Origin of the sequence: Methylobacter sp. BlB1, assembly GCF_015476545.1 — a bacterium.
In the GTDB taxonomy this organism is placed as follows: Bacteria; Pseudomonadota; Gammaproteobacteria; order Methylococcales; family Methylomonadaceae; genus Methylobacter.
Genome location: NZ_JADMKV010000045.1, coordinates 20,349 through 38,057, shown reverse-complemented (window position 1 = coordinate 38,057; position 17,709 = coordinate 20,349). Strand labels below are relative to the sequence as shown.

General features: G+C 46.0%; 20 protein-coding genes and 1 pseudogene. 6 read left to right on the top strand and 15 right to left on the bottom strand.

Features of this window, described 5'->3' with window-relative positions:
- Positions 1-335: 335 nt before the first annotated feature.
- The 15 genes from IT781_RS15650 to IT781_RS15580 form a co-directional block, all read right to left on the bottom strand.
- Positions 336-854: a hypothetical protein gene (locus IT781_RS15650; protein ID WP_194971113.1), complete on the bottom strand. Its 519-nt coding sequence runs from the start codon at positions 852-854 to the stop codon at positions 336-338.
- A gap of 222 nt (positions 855-1,076) precedes the next feature.
- Positions 1,077-1,340, bottom strand: coding sequence for a hypothetical protein (locus IT781_RS15645; RefSeq protein ID WP_194971112.1), 264 nt, complete (start codon positions 1,338-1,340; stop codon positions 1,077-1,079).
- 199 nt (positions 1,341-1,539) lie between these two features.
- Complete coding sequence (locus tag IT781_RS15640) at positions 1,540-1,830, bottom strand: hypothetical protein (RefSeq protein ID WP_194971111.1); 291 nt, start codon at positions 1,828-1,830, stop codon at positions 1,540-1,542.
- A gap of 480 nt (positions 1,831-2,310) precedes the next feature.
- Complete coding sequence (locus IT781_RS15635) at positions 2,311-2,607, bottom strand: hypothetical protein (RefSeq protein WP_194971110.1); 297 nt, start codon at positions 2,605-2,607, stop codon at positions 2,311-2,313.
- Between the two features lie 51 nt (positions 2,608-2,658).
- Positions 2,659-2,955 carry a DUF6794 domain-containing protein gene (locus tag IT781_RS15630; RefSeq protein WP_194971109.1) on the bottom strand — a complete coding sequence of 99 codons (297 nt, stop codon included), beginning with the start codon at positions 2,953-2,955 and terminating at the stop codon, positions 2,659-2,661.
- Positions 2,956-3,015: 60 nt separating this feature from the next.
- Entirely contained in the window at positions 3,016-3,291 is a 276-nt protein-coding gene (locus IT781_RS15625; RefSeq protein ID WP_194971108.1) for a hypothetical protein, read from the bottom strand.
- Positions 3,292-3,399: 108 nt separating this feature from the next.
- Complete coding sequence (locus IT781_RS15620; protein ID WP_194971107.1) at positions 3,400-3,663, bottom strand: hypothetical protein; 264 nt, start codon at positions 3,661-3,663, stop codon at positions 3,400-3,402.
- A 91-nt stretch (positions 3,664-3,754) separates the two neighbouring features.
- Complete coding sequence (locus IT781_RS15615) at positions 3,755-4,123, bottom strand: hypothetical protein (protein ID WP_194971106.1); 369 nt, start codon at positions 4,121-4,123, stop codon at positions 3,755-3,757.
- Between the two features lie 128 nt (positions 4,124-4,251).
- Positions 4,252-7,371, bottom strand: a complete 3,120-nt coding sequence (locus IT781_RS15610; protein WP_194971105.1) for a DEAD/DEAH box helicase — start codon at positions 7,369-7,371, stop codon at positions 4,252-4,254.
- Complete coding sequence (locus tag IT781_RS15605; RefSeq protein ID WP_194971104.1) at positions 7,371-8,246, bottom strand: hypothetical protein; 876 nt, start codon at positions 8,244-8,246, stop codon at positions 7,371-7,373. The genes IT781_RS15610 and IT781_RS15605 overlap by 1 nt, the downstream gene beginning before the upstream one ends.
- Before the next feature lie 248 nt (positions 8,247-8,494).
- Positions 8,495-9,115 (bottom strand): NfeD family protein, encoded by a 621-nt coding sequence (locus tag IT781_RS22445; RefSeq protein ID WP_228779199.1) that lies wholly within the window; start codon positions 9,113-9,115, stop codon positions 8,495-8,497.
- A 22-nt stretch (positions 9,116-9,137) separates the two neighbouring features.
- Positions 9,138-9,560 (bottom strand): DUF350 domain-containing protein, encoded by a 423-nt coding sequence (locus IT781_RS15595; protein WP_194971103.1) that lies wholly within the window; start codon positions 9,558-9,560, stop codon positions 9,138-9,140.
- A 129-nt stretch (positions 9,561-9,689) separates the two neighbouring features.
- Entirely contained in the window at positions 9,690-10,253 is a 564-nt protein-coding gene (locus tag IT781_RS15590) for a hypothetical protein (RefSeq protein WP_194971102.1), read from the bottom strand.
- A gap of 127 nt (positions 10,254-10,380) precedes the next feature.
- Positions 10,381-11,094, bottom strand: coding sequence for a hypothetical protein (locus tag IT781_RS15585; protein WP_194971101.1), 714 nt, complete (start codon positions 11,092-11,094; stop codon positions 10,381-10,383).
- 694 nt (positions 11,095-11,788) lie between these two features.
- Positions 11,789-12,880, bottom strand: coding sequence for a replication protein (locus IT781_RS15580; RefSeq protein ID WP_194971100.1), 1,092 nt, complete (start codon positions 12,878-12,880; stop codon positions 11,789-11,791).
- A gap of 730 nt (positions 12,881-13,610) precedes the next feature.
- Between IT781_RS15580 and IT781_RS15575 the strand changes: the two genes are divergently transcribed.
- The 6 genes and pseudogenes from IT781_RS15575 to IT781_RS15550 all read left to right on the top strand — a co-directional run bounded on the left by IT781_RS15575 (position 13,611) and on the right by IT781_RS15550 (position 17,649).
- A complete protein-coding gene (locus IT781_RS15575; protein ID WP_194971099.1) occupies positions 13,611-14,027 on the top strand; it encodes a single-stranded DNA-binding protein in 417 nt (138 codons plus the stop codon).
- A 142-nt stretch (positions 14,028-14,169) separates the two neighbouring features.
- Positions 14,170-14,925, top strand: a pseudogene (gene bet / locus IT781_RS15570) (phage recombination protein Bet); the annotation flags it as partial.
- Positions 14,926-15,478: 553 nt separating this feature from the next.
- The gene (locus tag IT781_RS15565) at positions 15,479-15,616 is read left to right on the top strand and encodes a hypothetical protein (RefSeq protein ID WP_194971097.1); all 138 of its coding nucleotides are present in this window, start codon (positions 15,479-15,481) and stop codon (positions 15,614-15,616) included.
- Entirely contained in the window at positions 15,613-16,611 is a 999-nt protein-coding gene (locus IT781_RS15560; protein ID WP_194971096.1) for a lambda-exonuclease family protein, read from the top strand. Before IT781_RS15565 ends, IT781_RS15560 begins: the two co-directional genes overlap by 4 nt.
- An 84-nt stretch (positions 16,612-16,695) precedes the next feature.
- A complete protein-coding gene (locus tag IT781_RS15555) occupies positions 16,696-17,043 on the top strand; it encodes a hypothetical protein (protein WP_194971095.1) in 348 nt (115 codons plus the stop codon).
- An 81-nt stretch (positions 17,044-17,124) separates the two neighbouring features.
- Positions 17,125-17,649 carry a hypothetical protein gene (locus tag IT781_RS15550; protein WP_194971094.1) on the top strand — a complete coding sequence of 175 codons (525 nt, stop codon included), beginning with the start codon at positions 17,125-17,127 and terminating at the stop codon, positions 17,647-17,649.
- Positions 17,650-17,709: the final 60 nt, after the last annotated feature.

Genomic DNA, 17,709 nt, shown 5'->3' with positions numbered 1-17,709 from the left:
GCCTATTAAGCCCTAAAATCAAGTGCTCTGTCGGGTCGAAAAACGCGTTTTTAAATGGTCTTTTACTTTTTTTGGGGGTTCAGTGGGGAAAATGCGGTTTTTGACGGGCATAAAAAAACTGAACACTGAAACATCAGGTTCGGTTTTGGTGATCGTTTGAACAGAAAAAAACGACATTTTCCACATTTGGCTGGAAGAAGTATGCTTGAAAACTCCACTCCTTTAGGAAGTGGATTCTGACTATCGCAACCGTAGGGCATCGACAATAACCGCGGTCGACTCAGGCTACGCAGATTCAGGCGAATATGGCTAAATCTGCTGGTTGTCGAATCGTCTCACGTCTCACAGTCGAACCGCTCTGACGATAACGGAGTTATCGTGCCAGTGTGAATCTGTTTCTCAACAGTATCGCTTAATCTCGCGGTTTCGCCTTCACGCCTGGACGTGGAAGGCAGAAACAATCCCGACTGCACAAGCGCGTTTTCCAGCGCTCGCCACGCCAATTCAAGCCGTGGTGGATTGTAGGTTGTTTCATCACAATTTCGCGCCAGAAACGCGCTATACACGTCCCGATCCACCACGCCGCGGCCGTCACCAAACACATCCTGGATCGAGTGAAGCGGCCTTTTATGGCCTTTGAAGCGCGGCCGACCGCGTTTGCCCAATACCCATTCATTCAACGCATTGAATACTTTTTCAGCCAGTGCCTGCGCTTCATGGGAGCCGATCCGCTTATGCAGATTGGCGGCTTCGGCATGATGTTTAACCAAGGCGTCGAAATGGCTTTTATAAAAGCGCTGCGCTTTGAAGGCGGCATGACGCCAACGCCCCCCTAGGTGAATTGCGTAATGCAATGTAGCAGTAGCCGCGAGGGAAATTTAATACTTCTATTTTTGTTTTTATGTCAAAAATATGTAACCTGTTGATTTTAATTGTGATCTCAAATTATTTAGTGGTTACAGTTGTCAAAAATTAGCGTGAGTTATTTATTATAAGTCATTGATTTAAAACGTGATGTCAAAAATAGCTTTATAAAAAATCAGTATTCATGTTGTTGGGAACGATGTGAATACTGATTAAAAAATAGACTCCTTCCGTAGGCTGACAAACGCATCCGATTTTAACCTTTTATCTTCGGCTGTTTTGTTAGGCATGGCTGCGGCCGCGTGCCATTCAGCGGATGACCTCATGCGCTGAACGATGTTGATGCCGACTTGCAGCAGGGTATTATTCAGTTTCTTGGCGCAAAGAAAACGATCCAGCAACAAACGCTCATCATCAGCCGTCACTTTCAACGGCAAGGTCACGATGAACGAGGGTGTCGATGCTTTTTTAGCCACTGTTGCGATAAATAATCAGAAAATATTTATTCAAGATTTAACACTATTAATTATTTCCGCAATCATATCAACCAATATTTTTAATCTGTGTTGATTTGCGCTATCCATCCTTGACCTGAAGGACGAGGCTTTTCGCGCTTTATGGTAAAATTATTCAACGATATTCAAGGATCTGAACGTAGACGGATGATAGGTCACTCTATTTCTTAAAATAGCTGGTCAAAACAACGTCAATCGTTGTGCGAAGTTTCAGAACCGAATTCTCGTTTAATGGAACTAGATCTTCATTACTCCACGCGGCAACCAACCCGGCCAACCCAGCATGAATGTCTTCAAGGGAAGGTTCAGGAATCGCTGTAACGCTCATAGTCTGACCTATGAGCCTTAATGAAGAAGAAATTAAGTAAGCATCATTTGGGTTAATTTCGACGCCATCTTTCGGCACTTCAAACCCAAGATATTTAAGAATTTCATGGGGTGTTAAAATCATAGACTTATTCCTTTGATAATTTATTTTTCAGTATTGTATTGGCTTTGGCAATTTGCATTTGTGGTGATTTTAATAGTTTTCATCTTTTTTAGACCTCGGAACCCGCCGAATCGATAATTTGTGGATGTCCTCCACGTTTTACCAAAATCGCCGAAAAGCACCGTCCTTTAGGGAGAGGTTCTTCAAGAATAACCAATCATTCTTTGGATTGGGCAAAATACTGAGATGATCACTGCCTATAACTAGACACCATCCAACGCAGAATGTAACCGAAGGCAAGTCCCATACTGCACACCTTCAAATAATACCAAGGGTTCTCATGGAGCGCTGGTTCTCCAGGGAACGGACCAATGACTGCCAATAGAAAGCCGACGGAAAGTAATCCAATCGCCGTTAACGCAAAGTCAGTCCAGCTAATTTTTATTTTTATAGGTTTCATTGTAAATTTTAGGTATTAAGATTTATGTGTGGGCAACCGCATCAGTAGTCCTGTGGAGGATAAATGGTGCCATCTTCGCACTTGCTGGTCGTTTTCATGGTGCAGTCTATGCGTGCGCCGGCCGGGACCTGGACGGCTGTGCTTTTGGCAACAGCGCGCGCTTGCAGCATTTCGGTGTATGCCTTACCAGCCTGGCGCTTCCAGTCTGCCGCGTCTGCTTCCGCATTCATAGCGCGCAACTTGAAAGCACCTACAGAGGTTGCCATTTCAGCGGCTGTAAACCATCCCGCGACAGCAAACGAAATTGACACCAAGAGAATTTTTTTCTCACGATTCATTTGATCTCCTTCAATACAAAAACCGGATTTCATTAAGGACAAACATACACTCTAATCCAGATAGCCTAAATTTTCCCATAATTTTCGAATAATCAGATCGGCCGCATCATCCGGATGAGTAACTCCGCAATCAGCTAGTAATGCGCTTCCCGGTTTGTGCAAGCCAAAAGCATTGCGGATCGCCGCTCCCAGGCTGAAGTGCAAGATTATCAGATCTTCCTTTGGCATGGCCGCAAGCATGATCTTTTGTTCGTCTTCCAGAACACACATCAACCGATCAATAGCTTCATCCATGGTTGTTGGAGGCTGGATATTTTTCACGATGAGTTCTAGCCAGTTTTTAGTCACTTTCTAAATCCTATGTTTTTATACGCAGAAATCAACAGAATTTCTGCGCTTGTTCCTTTTTTAACGGTTAGCGACAGATCGATTAAGTTCGCTCACATAACAGCCGGAAAGTGAGAATCCTTGTTCCCATCGTTCGTTTAGAAAGCACTCAAACATACTTTCATTGGCCTTGTGAATGAGGCGGTCGAGCAGCAGGTATGTGATATTGCCTTCCTCATCTGTTTTGAATTCCAGCGCTTTGGCTTGAATGGCACTTGAACTGCCCCGAAACTGAAGGATAACATCCTGTGATTCTTCGGTCAGTGTGATTTTTGTAATAACACGTTGGTAATTCATTTTTTATAGCAGCTCTAATTGGTTTGTTGGGCATTGGCGCAATGCCGTCTTTTTGTCCTCATATATTTCAATTTCCGTAGTTCCTTTCCGGTTCGTGGTAAACGCCAACTATAACGACTCATAGCCCCTTGGAACTGCTCCATGCTGCTCCATACACGCAACTCCAGTAGCGACAACCTTGCGTATTTCATCAAGTGCTCCAATGTCGCCGCGCTGACCCATATAGGCCCGCTCTGCATCATTGAGTAGCTGGCGCATTATCGTTAGCCATGAACCGACTTCATGCGGGTGCTCATCTATTGATCCCCATTTTTGATCTTGAAAACTGCGTTCATCTTGAATTGCCTTGAATACTTGTTCTTGACTTGACATGCTTGACATAAAACCTCTGTACTAAAATTGGATTTGTAAGGTGTAAATAAAGTGGGGTAAGCGGAATATCTTCATGGAAATCATAAATGATTCAATTTTCCTGTCCGTGTTGAAATTCATTAATTTGATGAGCAGAATCCATAGAGCGTCTCAACCTATTTTTTAAATCTTGCAACTTGCGCATTTCGTGATTTATCTCATCATCAATAATTCGTGATAGATGATTCCGTGATGCTTGCACGGAAATAAAACAGTGTTGTAGTGAATAAATACGCCCTTCTGGATAACGCTCCGATTTACCTGCTCTAACGCCCCACGGTTTACTGGTTTCGCCTGTACGAACCCATGATTGCGGCGCTATTCTAAATGGCGGTTTCCCTGCCCTTGCTCGATCTCGTGTAATAACCCACAGCTCAACAGGAGGTTTATCGTTTTTAAAATAATCATCACTGATACCCATAACATCACCTAATTAAATAAATACGTTTTACGCAGACCCGTAAAAACATAAATAGAACATGTTTTCGGTCTCCGTTTGAATGGTTTCTATTATCCATTCTACGGAGACCGGGAAATATGCAACCCCTTCTAAGCCACTTTTTTCAAGGATTTTATGATTTCTTTTAGCTCGGGAATCGAGTTGATAAAACGGTAGATAAACGCGTCAAAATGCACAAATTCTTCATCATCAGGTTGTTCGCCATAGTCCAATCCGCTTTCCGCCGCGAAGGTTTTCCAGCGAATTAGCTGAGCCATATAACAGTCGATGCTTCCTTTCAGGTGCAGAAAATAACAGAACACGTCGCTGGTCTGTTGGGGGCGTATGAGTCTGTAAATGGCCTGCATTTCCTCCCGGCTCTTATAGCTGCGGTTGTAAAAGATTACACTGTTGAGCATGGGCAGGTTTAGCCCGTCCTGCGTGACGCCAAGACTTGCCAGCATGACCTGATCTTTTCCGTTGCGGATTCTCTCGTTGAGTTTTAGGGTGCGCTTAGCGATCGTCTCCTCGCCCGTGAATACCAGATTGCTGATGCCACGCTTGTCCAGTTCCGCCGACAGTCGGTGCAAAACGACAGGGTTTCTGGCAAAGACGATGGGGCGCAAGCCTTTTTTGACTTCACGCTCGATCAAGTCCAGGCAGGCCGCTTCTTTCCTGGTCAGGGATTTGAAGCCCTTGCCGTAGCCTTCAACTAAACTCGGCACATTGGTCGCCTTAAAGCAGGCCTCCAGCCGGGCCAGAATCATCGTAAGGTTGAGTGATTTGCCTTCCTCGCCGCGCTGCTTGGCGTAGGATTTGTACCAGTGAGCGAAGTCTTCAGCTGTTTTAACATAGAGCGCCAAATGCTCCAGGTCCCAATCCACCTCGATCGGATCGCACAGGGTTGGTATCGGAAATTTCACATACTTGCTGACGGCGGGTTCTTGCTGGACCCGTCGCTTGATCATCGGAGCCACCCATTCCCTATAGTCTTGCAAGAACGCTGTTTTAATTTTGGGGACCTCGCGCTTCGCACCTCGCTCGTGATTGTCCAAAAATTCGTTGGTTGCCCACTCCAGGGTAATATAGCGGCGCGCAAATTCCTCCCTACCCGTTGGCTGAAGCTCTGCGCTGTTAAAAAGCCGAGGCTCGATAAAGCCGCCATTCATCGAGAACGGCTGGTACGCTCGTTCTTGCCCGGCGACAAAAGCGGCTAAATTCAGCATCTCCCTGGGATAATTCGGGCAAGGCGTGCCGTCCAGAATATATCTGCGCTTAGCGCCAAGCGCCCAAACGGCCTGAGTCTGTTGCGAGAAATAGTTGGCCAGCAAGCCCCCTTCATCGCACAGCACGTTTTTGATTTTCTTACGCAGAAATTTAGCCAAAGTCAGCTTGGGGAATCTGGGATCGATGGTTCTTTTCAAACGCTCGTAACTGACGATATTGACCTTGCCCAGCTGATCGGTATCCGCCTTGGATTTCACTACCTTGTAATCCGTGATACCAAGCGATTTCAGCTCGTTGACCATTTCCGGCACCAGTCTGGATTTCAAAACGATCAGTGATTTTCCATTGAGAAGTAGCGCCAGGGAAACCGCCAGCCTGGATTTACCCAGTGCCATCTGCCAGCCGCAAACGGCCCCATTAGGCCTAAACGCCAACTCACAAAGATCATCGAGCTGATAGTTCCAATTCAACCATTGATCAATGCCGAGCCGCTTGGCCTTGGCTTTAAGCCGTCCAATTTCCGTGGGGAATTTTGTCGCTAGCGGCGGGAAGATTTCTTCCCAATAGCCCGCATCAAGCGCGTCGTTTTCGGGCTGGAATAACGAGAAAAACGTATCATGCTCACAAGAAAATGTGCCTCTTGATGTCTCAACCAGAAAACCGGTATCCACTCGCAATGCCTTAACAGTTTCACCCGGCTTGACAGCGGCGCCTTTCTCACTGCGATTGATCAGTCCCATGCGATTCGCCGTCGCCTTAAAGCTGGGTGCCCCTTTGCGATAAACGGTGCGTCCGAACGGGATTCCCATTTTCCGGTTTTCTTTCAGTATGCTGCGTAAACCGCTTTGGAGTTGCCCAGTAATTACCGGATTGCCGCCGGCATCACGGATCACCGTGCAAACCGAGGATAAGGCCAGATAAGGGTCGCTCTGCATGGATATAACATCCAGATTCAGCTGAAACTGGCCGCCATAAAGCGTTTTTCTGGGATATTTATGCTCATGGCTCGAGAACAGACGATTCCGGTACAGCGCGTTCATAACGCGCGCTTCAGTGGCCCCGTCTTTAAACGACAATTTAATCCAGCGTCCTGCCCTGTCCAAAGTAACCGTTTTGTCACCAGTAATCGGTGTGGTAATCACGGGATTGCTGTGTTCGATCTCCTTGGCCCTGATCGGATATCGGCTGAAACCAAGCTCATCCATAGTACGGCACGCCAGCTGGAACAGTTTAGGAACTGGCGAATGCTCATTGATTTGGCCGCGTTTGATCCGCAGGCTTTCAGGCGCTGATGCCGCGGGCCCTATTAGCTTGCGGCCAAAGATAAGCAGGTCGGTTTTTACCGACTTGACGTTTTCGTGTTTGAAGGTGTCCTTGGGGAGTTCATAGACAGCCCGCAAGCGGCCGTACATCTCACTATTTTGGGCGATCACATCCTTGGTGGTAGACGGCACAACAGCCGCGACGATATCGCAATGAGCCAAGGCCTGGGCCAATGCGTATTCATGGGATAAAGCCGAGCTGTTGGGGCCAAATTTGCCATAATGAGTAATTGCTGGGAACGCCTTCAGGAATGGACTAGCAAGTGGAATTGAAAATGGCGGGTTGACTAACGCCGCACTGAACCTGTCCAGCTCTACATTCTCCATAGAGGCATGCACGACATCGAACCGGTACCCGTTTCCGTCAAGAATTCTGACAACGTCTTCGACAAGCTTGCCGTCAACGTCAAGACCGCACAAGTGGAAGCGCTTGGGATCGGCATAACGGAACATGCCGGCGGCACCTATGCTGTTATCCAGCAGGCTGTAACGGCCTTCGGTGGCATTAAAGGCGGGCAGTAGCGATTTCCATATAAATTGAATTACCCAATCGGCTGTAAAAAATTGCGAGAGCGTTTCCTGCCTTTTTTGATGCAAGCCGGCCAGCGATCCCGCCTTGCTGGCCGTACTACCCTTTGACTGCAATTGATCAAGCTCGACAGGCAAATACCGCACCAGCATCACGCAGCCTCCAGCAAACCGGCTTTGCTCATCAATTTATCCGCGATGTCGGCTTCACCGTTGATAGTCAAAAAAGCTAGGATGGCATCAAAAGTCTGGATGCTGAATCGATACTCGTGCTTGTCTTTGAAGCAATGGATTTCTAAATGCCCGCCTTTACCAAAGACCGACCGGGATGGGATCTTCTCGCATTGCCAGTTCAGCTGCTGGGCTGCCTGGATGTATTCATCCAGCGCCACACCAAACGATAAGACCGCCTCTCGCTCGACGACTTTAAAGGCGTTTTTCAAAACAAGCAGATCGCGGATTTTGGAATGCGAATCGTAATAGTTGAAAGCCCATGCTGGGCAGACAATCCGGTTTGATCGCCCGCGGTAAGGCTCGTAGTATCCTTGTGAACTATCCAGGTTAAGCAGACTGATGATTTTCTTTGCGAAAATATTCAGGCCGGTTTCCACCAACCCAGCCATTTGTTCATTGATAATCTCGGCTATTTTTTCAAAATCGACCGCATTAAGGAATTTCAACACCATTTCTTTATCGGCGTCCAGATCTCCATCAGCGTGCTCTTGGAAGCTGTAGGAGAAATCACGATCGCAGGATCTATCACTTATGATCTTGTATAGGTCAGGAGCAACACGAATTTCAGCGGGTGTTCCTCCTGCATGTTCAGCTGTTAATTTTCTACACAGATTATTTATGTATGCGTCCGTCACGGACTCCAGATAGCCTCCGATACATAAGCTCGTGTTTTTTACATCAACACCCAGGCTTGATAAGCGAGAGACTTGCTTGATTAATTCATGCCGAGCCTCCGACATTTCGAGCAGGCGGGTTTTGATTGCAGATTCGATTGAATTGGCAGTGATTGTCATTTCTCAGCTCCCTGTTTTGTATTTTTGATAAAAACACGCTAAAACAGGAAGCTGATTATGCAAGGTCTAAAATTGATATTTTTGATTGCTATGGTTATTAGCTATTGGATTTTTTCAACATCGAAGATAGTGCCACGAATGGCCGTAACTTTGACTTTGGCGCCGATTCCACAGTCTTCGCCCTGTGCCTTTGATGATCGGCGCATACAAATCAAATACTCTGCCGATATATTGTGCGCCACGCTTATTCAATAAAGGATGATCTGATTAATTAGCACGGATATTATTGAGAATATGGCCACCTGTATATCAAAACTAATAGTCGGTATCAGAAACAACAGACAGCCAGTGACAAATCCCGCGCTCGCCAGCCCAATAAAGTAAAAACCAGGGACAAGTAATTCGATGGTGATCAGCACCAGTGCTGCTGACCACCAATTTTCTTCCGTCACAATAAAATCCTCTTCATGATTTTTCACCTTGAGGATGATTTTCCAAGCGCTTTTGATTAGTGCGTCACTTTCGGCAATGGCGGCCGCCGATAAGTCAGCCACGTACTTTTTGCTGGGTATGATCAAGAAGAATGCCAGCAGGACCAGCGCGATGAATATAGGAAACAGATTGGTCCAGCGCATTAGGTTAGTAGTCAGTGTTCCCAAAACAGGATCGTTGCCTGTTATTGATTCCGAGACAGGACCGTTAGCAGAGAGGTTGTAGAGCAGCACCTGGAGCGCGATTAGCGCGACACACACCAGAGGTAATACACCCCGCAACACTGAGCCATTTTTTGTCACTTCTTCCTTGCTTACGCCTTGAGGAAGTGCTGGGTCGGCCTTTTCTTTTACTGGTTTATTGGTATCGATTTTCATTGATCTTTCAAATTTCCTTAGTTTACGGGTTTAAGGCAAAACTTAATAAGTCATGCAGGCCGCATACAAAAATGCCGGCAAAAATTGAAGAACTTGCCAGAATGACGGCTATGATGATGTCACACTCTTTGATGCGTTCCTGATTGTCTCTGAAGACAATAGCTACCAGGAAAAACGTCACGATTTGTACCACGCTCGTCATAGTGCCCCAGGCAAAAAAGTCGATTAAATTAGCAGAGTTGGCAATGAGGCTGACGACTGGCAGAGAAAAGCCAATCATGCCGCCTGACAGCGCGACCGCAGCGGCGGCATTGCGATTGTTTCTGATCTCAATCAACTCGCGGTATGGCGTTATGCACGCGTAGATGCCAATGAATATCAAAAAAATGAGAATTGCACTGCCGTAATATAGCGAAATATTAGGCAGATTGATAAAATAATCCATACTTCATTCCTAATAATAAGGGAAAAAACAGCTGTTATGGGTAATTGGAGTGCTGTTTTCATGAATGCCGATACCGGCCGGTCCATGATGCAAATCTCACCATGCTTCGACATGGTTAAGAGAAATTGATTATACATAGCCAAATGGTTTCACGATTAGCCGTTTAGTGAATTCTCCGTTGTTTCTGCATTTTTCGTGGATTTTATCTTCATCTTCCAAGATTTTTTGGAATATCGACTTTTCATATTCATCCGCTTTTTTCCACGCTTCTTCAAAACTAACTTCAGGACCACTTAAATCTATTAGAACCGTGTCGCCATCTTTTACCCGAGCCAGGGCCATCCTGGTCATACAGGCGTCAATGATTTTTTCTGATGCTATGTCCTGAGTCCACTTTTGATTAGTCAACGCTGCGTAGTCGGTTCTAAACGTCTTCAATAATTCCCGAAGCTCGTATCTGCTGATTCCTGAATGCTCGTAATATTCGCCCAGAGCATCGATAACGCTGTCGACAATGATGTGCATGTGAATACTTTCAAATTTGGCACCAGAGTACTGAGAGATAGCAAAAAGGGCATTGTCTTTGTGACCAAAATCGGGATGAGGAATAGCAATATTCTTTGCGACAATCCAGAGAATCCGGTTTAGGCCTTCAGGCTTGTAAGGATGTTTTTTTTCTTGTTGTTTTGACATTTCTTTTCTCAATTTTGGGTTGTCTTTGTTTAATTACTACGTATTCTCCAGGACCACGGGCATGCTCTTAGCTAGACATTCGCGGTCGATCGGGTAGATGTTGTTGAGGCGGGTGGTCGTCGGTGCGCTAAACCTCCAACCTTCGATAGCCCGTTGCCATACTGATGGCCTGGTCGATCAGCGGGTGAAAATCGACATACCATCTGGCGTGAGGATCACTTTTGAAATCTCTTCGAGAGACCGCCTGTAATTGCGTGAAATAGGGGCTGACGATGTAACCACTGTCATCTTCACCTTCAGTTTTTATTTCTATGATGCTTTTAGCGAGAATTTCCAGGCTTAATACAATTTCTTTGTGAGATCTTGTGTGTCCATGCCTGCTTAATTCTTCCCTCAGTTGGGAAACTGTGAACGCTACGCCGCTACTTCTGAGGTTCGAGTCGTCATCTTTGTAAAAACCATGATTTTGAAGGGTCGCAATGCGACGAAGCGCCTCTTCAACAAGCTCTTCCGTGGTACTTGGATAATATACAGAGACATCGTCTTCATCTTCAGAAATGAGAGCTGGCAAGATTTTAACAGAGAACCATTGCTCGAAATGCTGGCATTTGAGCTTAATCATTGGAGGAAAATGATTTTTCCTTCCTGATTCGTTTGCTGTTTGGCTAGAAAGAACATATTTCGGCAAACAGTCCCAGAGTGGAACGGAATCGGACAAGCTCTCTAATTCCTTCGGCGTGTTGTACAGAAAATCCTGGAACATATCGATCTGCTGACATTTGAAATAGCCAGATGACGGAGGAAGATATTTTTTTGTTGGAATTGTGTTTTTAGATGACATTGGCTTTACACGACGCAGAGAATACCTACGCGCAATGATAAGCATTTTTTTAACGTTGTGTCGGGTCGAAAGAAGGTCAAAAACGGCCTGTTTTGATTTGATACATTTGTGCACTTTTTTCGAAAAAACTAAGGATATATAAGGATATTAAGAAAGGATATATAAGGAGGGGTTGAAAAACATTCTACTTTTCAATTAGATACGGCGTCAGTTGCGGGTTAAACCTACCGTCAGTTGCGGGTTAAACCTACTTTCGCATTTCAGTTGCGGGCTAAACCTACCGCTTTTTTGATCACCTGCGGGCTAAACCTACCGCTTTTTTGATCACCTGCGGGCTAAACCTACTGTCTTTTTCTGAAAAATCTGTGGATAAGTTAGCCCGATTTTGCACCTGCGGGTTAAACCTACCGCTAGTTGCGGGTTAAACCTACCGTCACCTGCGGGTTAAACCTACCGTCAGATTAGTCAACGAACGGTTCGCGGTTAAGCTGCCGCTCAGTCCTGATGGCTGTTGGTTTCGATGCTGGGAAGCTGATCGAGGGCTGCTGACGCCCTCTGCGGGGGATGCACTGGGGCTATTGCTGGTCGTAGGTTGACCGGTTGCCAATGCGCAAGATCGGAATGATGCTTGCTTGTTGGTGCGTCAACTACCGGGATATGGCAAGAAGTTGAGAAAGATGTGGGCGGATAGTAGTTACAGTGGCTGGTTAGTAGATTGGGTGATGGTTTTACCGGTTGTCACATGCAGTAATTTTTCTTTAGCATCAGATTGTCTTTTGTTGGCTGCCTTGACCATTTTAATGAAATTCTGATGTGGATTGGCTTCGTAAACAATATTGATAATTTTATTCCGGGGACCTCGTTTGTCCTCTATTCTTTTTACGGATGAAAACACGTTAATAGCTTGGAAATTTTTGAAAATTTCTTCTAGTTCCTTGATAGCGTCATTTCCTCGCGCACGCTCCAGCATACCGCTTTCCTGCCGGATAGCGGCGTAAGACAGGGTAATTGGGGTCGTTAAGCTGGCATTGGTGTAGTAGTGCGCCAATCTCTTGTATAGCCAGCGTGCCAAATGTGATTTCAAGTGCATCATTTCGCTATAGTTAAATTGCCTGTAATCAACATATCTCATGGCTTTTTCTACAAGCGGATGAAAATATGCAACCCATTGCGAATCTGGATTTTCAAGCCTGTCTTTTCTTGAAAAGCCAGTCAGGGAGATGAATTTTTCGATAGAAACGCCCTCTCCTTTTGCATTTTTAGTTCGGATTTCGATGTCTGAACCGGATAGTATGAGTAACGATTTAATGACTTCCTGATAAGAACGGGTATGGCCTTGATTTTTCAGTTCGGTTCTCAATTGATGTAGGCTGAAAGTGACTCCGCATTGCATGTCCTTAAGATCGTGAAAACATTGGTTTTGAAAGGTCGCGATCTTTCTTAGTGCGTCCTCAATGAGAGATTCATTCGCAGACGGGTAGTAGGCTCGCCCGTTTTCGTCAGATAGCAATGCGGGCGAAATATAAATGCTATAGCTGTTCCCCATGAATGTTACATCTCTTCGAAGTAGCGGCAGTAATCCCTCTTTTGTACGCATCTTGTTTTGTTCGACCTGTGAAATCGAATATTTCGGCAAGGCATCCCATAACTCAATCGTATTGGATAGCGGCTCCCGCTGGAAATTATGGTTAACCAGAAAATCCTGGAACAGATCTATCTGCTGGCATTTGAAAGCGGCAACTGATGGCCGAACATGTTTGGTTTTTGCTATTTGAGGCGTTTTCATCGATCTCTGATCAGTTGTTTCAGTGATCGCTTATATTATGCGCATTTTTGAAAATGCGTCGGGTCGAAAAACGCCTAAAAACGGTCTCTTTTGATGGAACACATGCAATTTGAAAATTGAAATTTTCGAAAATCAGTGTGTTTGCTTCAATTTATGGAGCACGTTATATTTGTCTTTGGCTCTAACTGAGACAGAACGTTTTTTTGATTTTTAGCCGGACATAGAGTATTTTTGTATTGAATACAGATAACATTTGAGTCGTCTAAAAAATTGAAAAAGCGAAAACGACATGTAATTTTCGCTGTTTCTATATTGGCATACTCAAAAATAACGAATTTTTGTAGTTCTCTAAGAGAACTCAAAAGCAAGTGCCAGTTCAGCACTCAAAATAAGGAATCGATGAAGCGCTTTTAGCGTGATTATTTTTTAAGCGGCTCTGCCGTATTTTCAACCTGTCCAGGGAAAATCCATGTTCCCCGGCCGGGCTTCGTGTGTTTCCTCTGGTATTTTCCGAGGGAAATAACATGAGACTATTAATTCTTGTTCTGATGATGTTCAGTATTGGCGCTGTTTGGTCTGCCAATCAGACATTGAAGACAGGCTCGGCTTTAATTGCCAATCGTCACGCTTTAATTGAAGCGCTGACATCCAACTAACCCCTCTGGGAGATCATTCCCAGCAACGGGGCATGGTCTCCTTTTTTCTTTTTTGTCTATTAGGAGACTTTCAAATGTACAACAAAACAGTTCTTATTGGTCGTTTAGGCGCTGATCCAGAAATTCGGTACACCGCGCAGCAAAAGGCAATTGCCAACTTGAGCGTGGCCACGACGGAAACCTGGCGAGACAAATCTGACAAGCGTCAAGAACGGACAGAATGGCACCGTGTTGTTCTGTTCGGCAAGCTTGCCGAAATTGCCCGCGATCACCTTAAAAGTGGCGCTCTAGTCTTGCTTGAGGGACCTAGCCGTACCCGGAAATGGCAAGATAACAGTGGCGCTGATCGGTATACAACTGAAATCCATGCCGATGTCTTGAGAATGCTCGGTTCCAAATCGGATAAGGCAACTTCCGGCCCTGCGCCATCATCAACTCCATCGGATGCTTATGCAGGCTACGATGATTTTGATAACGAGGAGCCGTTCTAGGCGTCTTTAGCTGGTTAATCACGGCGTTGCTCCGTCTGTTCTGAGCATCGCTTAATTTTAAATTTTCCCATTGGGACACTATTTGTCCCTTGGGACTCATGGTGTCCATGCATTAATTCATTTTTATTTTAGGAGTCACACCATGAGCAAGCAATCATCACTGTTTCAGAAATTCGCAGAAAAATTCAATTTCTCGGATGAAAGAGAGCTGATCAGTACGTTGAAGGCGACCGCTTTCAAAGTCAAAGACGGCGAAGTCACTGATGCCCAGATGACGGCTTTATTGATCGTTGCTGACCAATACGGACTTAATCCTTTCACTAAGGAAATCTTCGCTTACCCCGACAAACAGAACGGTATCGTACCTGTGGTTTCTGTCGATGGCTGGTCACGCATCATCAACCAGCATCCTGATATGGATGGCCTTGAGTTCATTTACGATGAAAACATCGTGACTGAGCCGGATGCCAAACCTTGTCCTGCATCAATCGAGTGTGTGATCTACCGCAAAGGCAGAACGCATCCGGTCCGTATCCCGGAATTTCTTGATGAAGTGTATCGACCTCCTTTCCACGGCATAGGTAAAAACAACCAGCCTTACAGTATTAACGGCCCCTGGCAGTCGCATACAAAACGCATGTTGCGCCATAAAGCCTTAATCCAGTGTTCCCGTATTGCTTTCGGTTTCACCGGTATTTATGACCAGGACGAAGCTGAACGCATTATCGAAGGCCAGGCTGAGCGCATTATTGAAAATGAAGCTCAAGCCGAAGCCAGTGAGAGAGCCAAGCAGATGTTGCCCCGCCTGATCAAGCGCGCTACCCAAGAAGGTTCTTGGCAAGCCGCGCTGGAGTATGCGGGTGAAACTTTCTCAGGATTCGATCTGGATTTCATGAGACATGGACTGAAAGCGGCTAAAGTGGCGGTTGAAGTAGCTCAGCTTCCTGCTGATACCAATGCCAAGCCAGGTCCAACACGACAAGCCTCTGCGCCCAATGCTGGCCCTAACGCTAAGCCAGCTTCAGCACAGCAAGCACCTGCGCCAAAAACTGATGTAGCTCAGAACACCGATTCTGCATCAGATTCTGGCAAGCAAGCTCAGGGCCAAAACGCTACTGTCAACAGGCAACGTAAAACGCCTCTAAGTGAAACAAGAGCCACATTAGCTTAATTGTTAACTGTATCAACCCTTTCGGGCATTCTGAATGCCCGCATGGGGATCAAGGATGCCCTTTATTTTTTCGGAGCATCTTATGAAAGACATACTTATCAACTGCATATCCTTTTTGTTCATCGCGCTGACTTTTACGCTGGCATTAATCGGAGATCTGACCTTTCCTGAGTTATTCGGAACGGTTCTTAAGTAAGTTTCATTACTAAATTATTAACCCGCTTGGGAAGCATCGTTCCCTTGTGGTTCATCGTGCTTCCCATTATTTTTTGGAGGCATTATGACGATAATAATAATCAACAAGTTGTGGTACGGCATTGACTACCGTGAGTACGACACCCCGACGATTATTCGTCGCCAAGGGTTCGGCGTCCTCAGAAAATTCTGGAGCTTGCGTGAAACGGGAGATCGACAATGAAAATTGTCAACTTTCCGCAGCGCACGCCCGAATGGCATGAATGGCGGACTTCCGGTGTTTCGGCATCGGAAGCTATCGTGGTGCTTGGGAAGTGTTCGGCAAGGACAATTTACCGTCTGTATACGGAGAAAAAAGGGATTACGCTGCCAGATAATCTGGCCAACAATCCCTTTGTTCAACGTGGCATTCGCCTTGAATCCACCGCGCGCAGTTCTTTTGAACGCCGGCATAACACCCTGCTTTTGCCGATCTGTGCCGAATCTGAAGAATTCCCATTTCTTCGGGCCTCGTTTGATGGCCTGGACGATGACGGGATTCCGGTGGAATTGAAAGTGCCGATGGAAGCCAATTTTCGTGACGCGCAACAAAACGGCGTCAATTCGAAGATTTACCAGCGGTATTACTATCAAGTCCAGCAGCAGATTGCGGTTGCCGAGACCGATCGAGGTTATTTGTCGCTCTACTGGAACGACAAGGAGCAACTCGATTTCTTGATTCTAAGAGATGATCAATTGATTCATGAGCTGATCTTTAAAGCGCGCGAGTTTGTCGAGCGTTTGAAAAAGAATCAGCCGCCGCCAACGGATCCGGACAGAGATATCTACATCCCGCCCGGCCAGGAGTTGGATCAATGGCAATTGCTTGCAGCCGATTACCATCGGAATGAGGAAACGATCAGGGAATTGAAAGCCCGGATCGAGCCTCTTTTGCGGCAGCAGGCCGACATTGAAAAAGGCTTCCTGGACTTGATGGGTGAATACGCCCAGGCCGAAAGCGCAGGACTTAGAGTCAGCCGCTTTCTGGTTCAGGGCAGCGTCGATTACAAGGCGGCGTTAATGGCCTTGCAACCCGATGTCGATCCCGCCTTTCTGGAGCAATTTCGTAAGCCGTCCTCGGAACGAACGCGTGTTACGACCAAGGACGAGGACAAGGCAACTGTGCCCTTCTCAATGGATGCGGTCATGTCTACATTAGAGCGCGATTTCTGGTTCTGACGAGCCTTTAGTCGGTAATTTTTTAACCCACCGGGGAACACTGTCCCCGCTGGGTGCATGTGTTCCCCTTTTTTTGGAGGCACTATGCGCCGACGATCCCGAGGATTTGATCCTTCGCTTAATCTCGATTGGATCGAGGATGAGTGGCTATGGCTTCACAGCACGGAACCCTTGCTGGAAGAAACACCGCCTTGGTCTGAAGAGGAGATTATCCATGTCTGCGAATGTCTTCTGCAGGATTCTTTGCGGAATCTGTTTGACAACCGCTGCTCATTGAAAACCGTGGTCGAAATACACAAGTGGATAACGGATGACAATGATCCCAATCCATTCAGTTTTGACAATTGCTGCCGATTGACAGGACTTGATCCCGATACCATTCGGGATTCGGTACTGTACCGTCTGGCAAAAATACGCAAGTTCTTGCATTAACTTAACCCAACCGGGGAAACACCATTTCCCGGTCTGGGGCTTGGTGTTTCACCATTCTGATTTTGATTTAGGAGAAACACCATGAACACTTTATCTGTATCCGATGTAGAGAAATATGCGATTGAAGCTTGCCAGGCTTTACTGGCTGGCGATATCGAAATAGCCCAGGATTTTGCCAAAAAGGCTTGCCAAGGCACTATAAAAAATCTGGAGAAAGACCTTTTTACCAGCTTGGAAGTGATTGATCTTGCTAAAGATCATGACCTTGAGCTCAGTTTGTTCGTTAATGAGGATTTATTTTTGACGAACATTTTCCTGGGTGCGAAATCCGGCGATCATTACCTTTTCAGAAGAGTCGACGGCCATTCAAAAATGATTAAAGAGCATGAGTTTCTGAGCGCTTACCCGCTCTCACAAGGCGATGTCTGGCGTGTTGATAGTAAAACGCCAGCCAAACAGGCCGATCAGTTTATGGTCAGTGTTTTGCGCGTCGATCCCAAAGCGATGACAAATTCGTTGCTGAACGGTTTTCGAGCAGCTCGGCAATATATTGATCGGAAACTGATGTTATTGGCGTTTTTCTCGCCTTTGACGCACTTAATCTAACAGTAAGCGTGAGCAGCGCGGCCACTGAACTTAACGAAAACTGCCTAGCTTTCCCGCGTC

What these genes read in the sequence shown, in the direction of transcription:
- IT781_RS15620 (WP_194971107.1), bottom strand. Translation starts at nt 3,663, where the DNA reads ATGTCAAGTCAAGAACAAGTATTCAAGGCAATTCAAGATGAACGCAGT.
- IT781_RS15590 (WP_194971102.1), bottom strand. Translation starts at nt 10,253, where the DNA reads ATGTCAAAACAACAAGAAAAAAAACATCCTTACAAGCCTGAAGGCCTA.
- IT781_RS22445 (WP_228779199.1), bottom strand. Translation starts at nt 9,115, where the DNA reads ATGAAAATCGATACCAATAAACCAGTAAAAGAAAAGGCCGACCCAGCA.
- IT781_RS15565 (WP_194971097.1), top strand. Translation starts at nt 15,479, where the DNA reads ATGACGATAATAATAATCAACAAGTTGTGGTACGGCATTGACTACCGT.
- IT781_RS15560 (WP_194971096.1), top strand. Translation starts at nt 15,613, where the DNA reads ATGAAAATTGTCAACTTTCCGCAGCGCACGCCCGAATGGCATGAATGG.
- IT781_RS15585 (WP_194971101.1), bottom strand. Translation starts at nt 11,094, where the DNA reads ATGTCATCTAAAAACACAATTCCAACAAAAAAATATCTTCCTCCGTCA.
- IT781_RS15555 (WP_194971095.1), top strand. Translation starts at nt 16,696, where the DNA reads ATGCGCCGACGATCCCGAGGATTTGATCCTTCGCTTAATCTCGATTGG.
- IT781_RS15605 (WP_194971104.1), bottom strand. Translation starts at nt 8,246, where the DNA reads ATGACAATCACTGCCAATTCAATCGAATCTGCAATCAAAACCCGCCTG.
- IT781_RS15635 (WP_194971110.1), bottom strand. Translation starts at nt 2,607, where the DNA reads ATGAATCGTGAGAAAAAAATTCTCTTGGTGTCAATTTCGTTTGCTGTC.
- IT781_RS15575 (WP_194971099.1), top strand. Translation starts at nt 13,611, where the DNA reads ATGTACAACAAAACAGTTCTTATTGGTCGTTTAGGCGCTGATCCAGAA.
- IT781_RS15640 (WP_194971111.1), bottom strand. Translation starts at nt 1,830, where the DNA reads ATGATTTTAACACCCCATGAAATTCTTAAATATCTTGGGTTTGAAGTG.
- IT781_RS15550 (WP_194971094.1), top strand. Translation starts at nt 17,125, where the DNA reads ATGAACACTTTATCTGTATCCGATGTAGAGAAATATGCGATTGAAGCT.
- IT781_RS15610 (WP_194971105.1), bottom strand. Translation starts at nt 7,371, where the DNA reads ATGCTGGTGCGGTATTTGCCTGTCGAGCTTGATCAATTGCAGTCAAAG.
- IT781_RS15615 (WP_194971106.1), bottom strand. Translation starts at nt 4,123, where the DNA reads ATGGGTATCAGTGATGATTATTTTAAAAACGATAAACCTCCTGTTGAG.
- IT781_RS15625 (WP_194971108.1), bottom strand. Translation starts at nt 3,291, where the DNA reads ATGAATTACCAACGTGTTATTACAAAAATCACACTGACCGAAGAATCA.
- IT781_RS15595 (WP_194971103.1), bottom strand. Translation starts at nt 9,560, where the DNA reads ATGGATTATTTTATCAATCTGCCTAATATTTCGCTATATTACGGCAGT.
- IT781_RS15580 (WP_194971100.1), bottom strand. Translation starts at nt 12,880, where the DNA reads ATGAAAACGCCTCAAATAGCAAAAACCAAACATGTTCGGCCATCAGTT.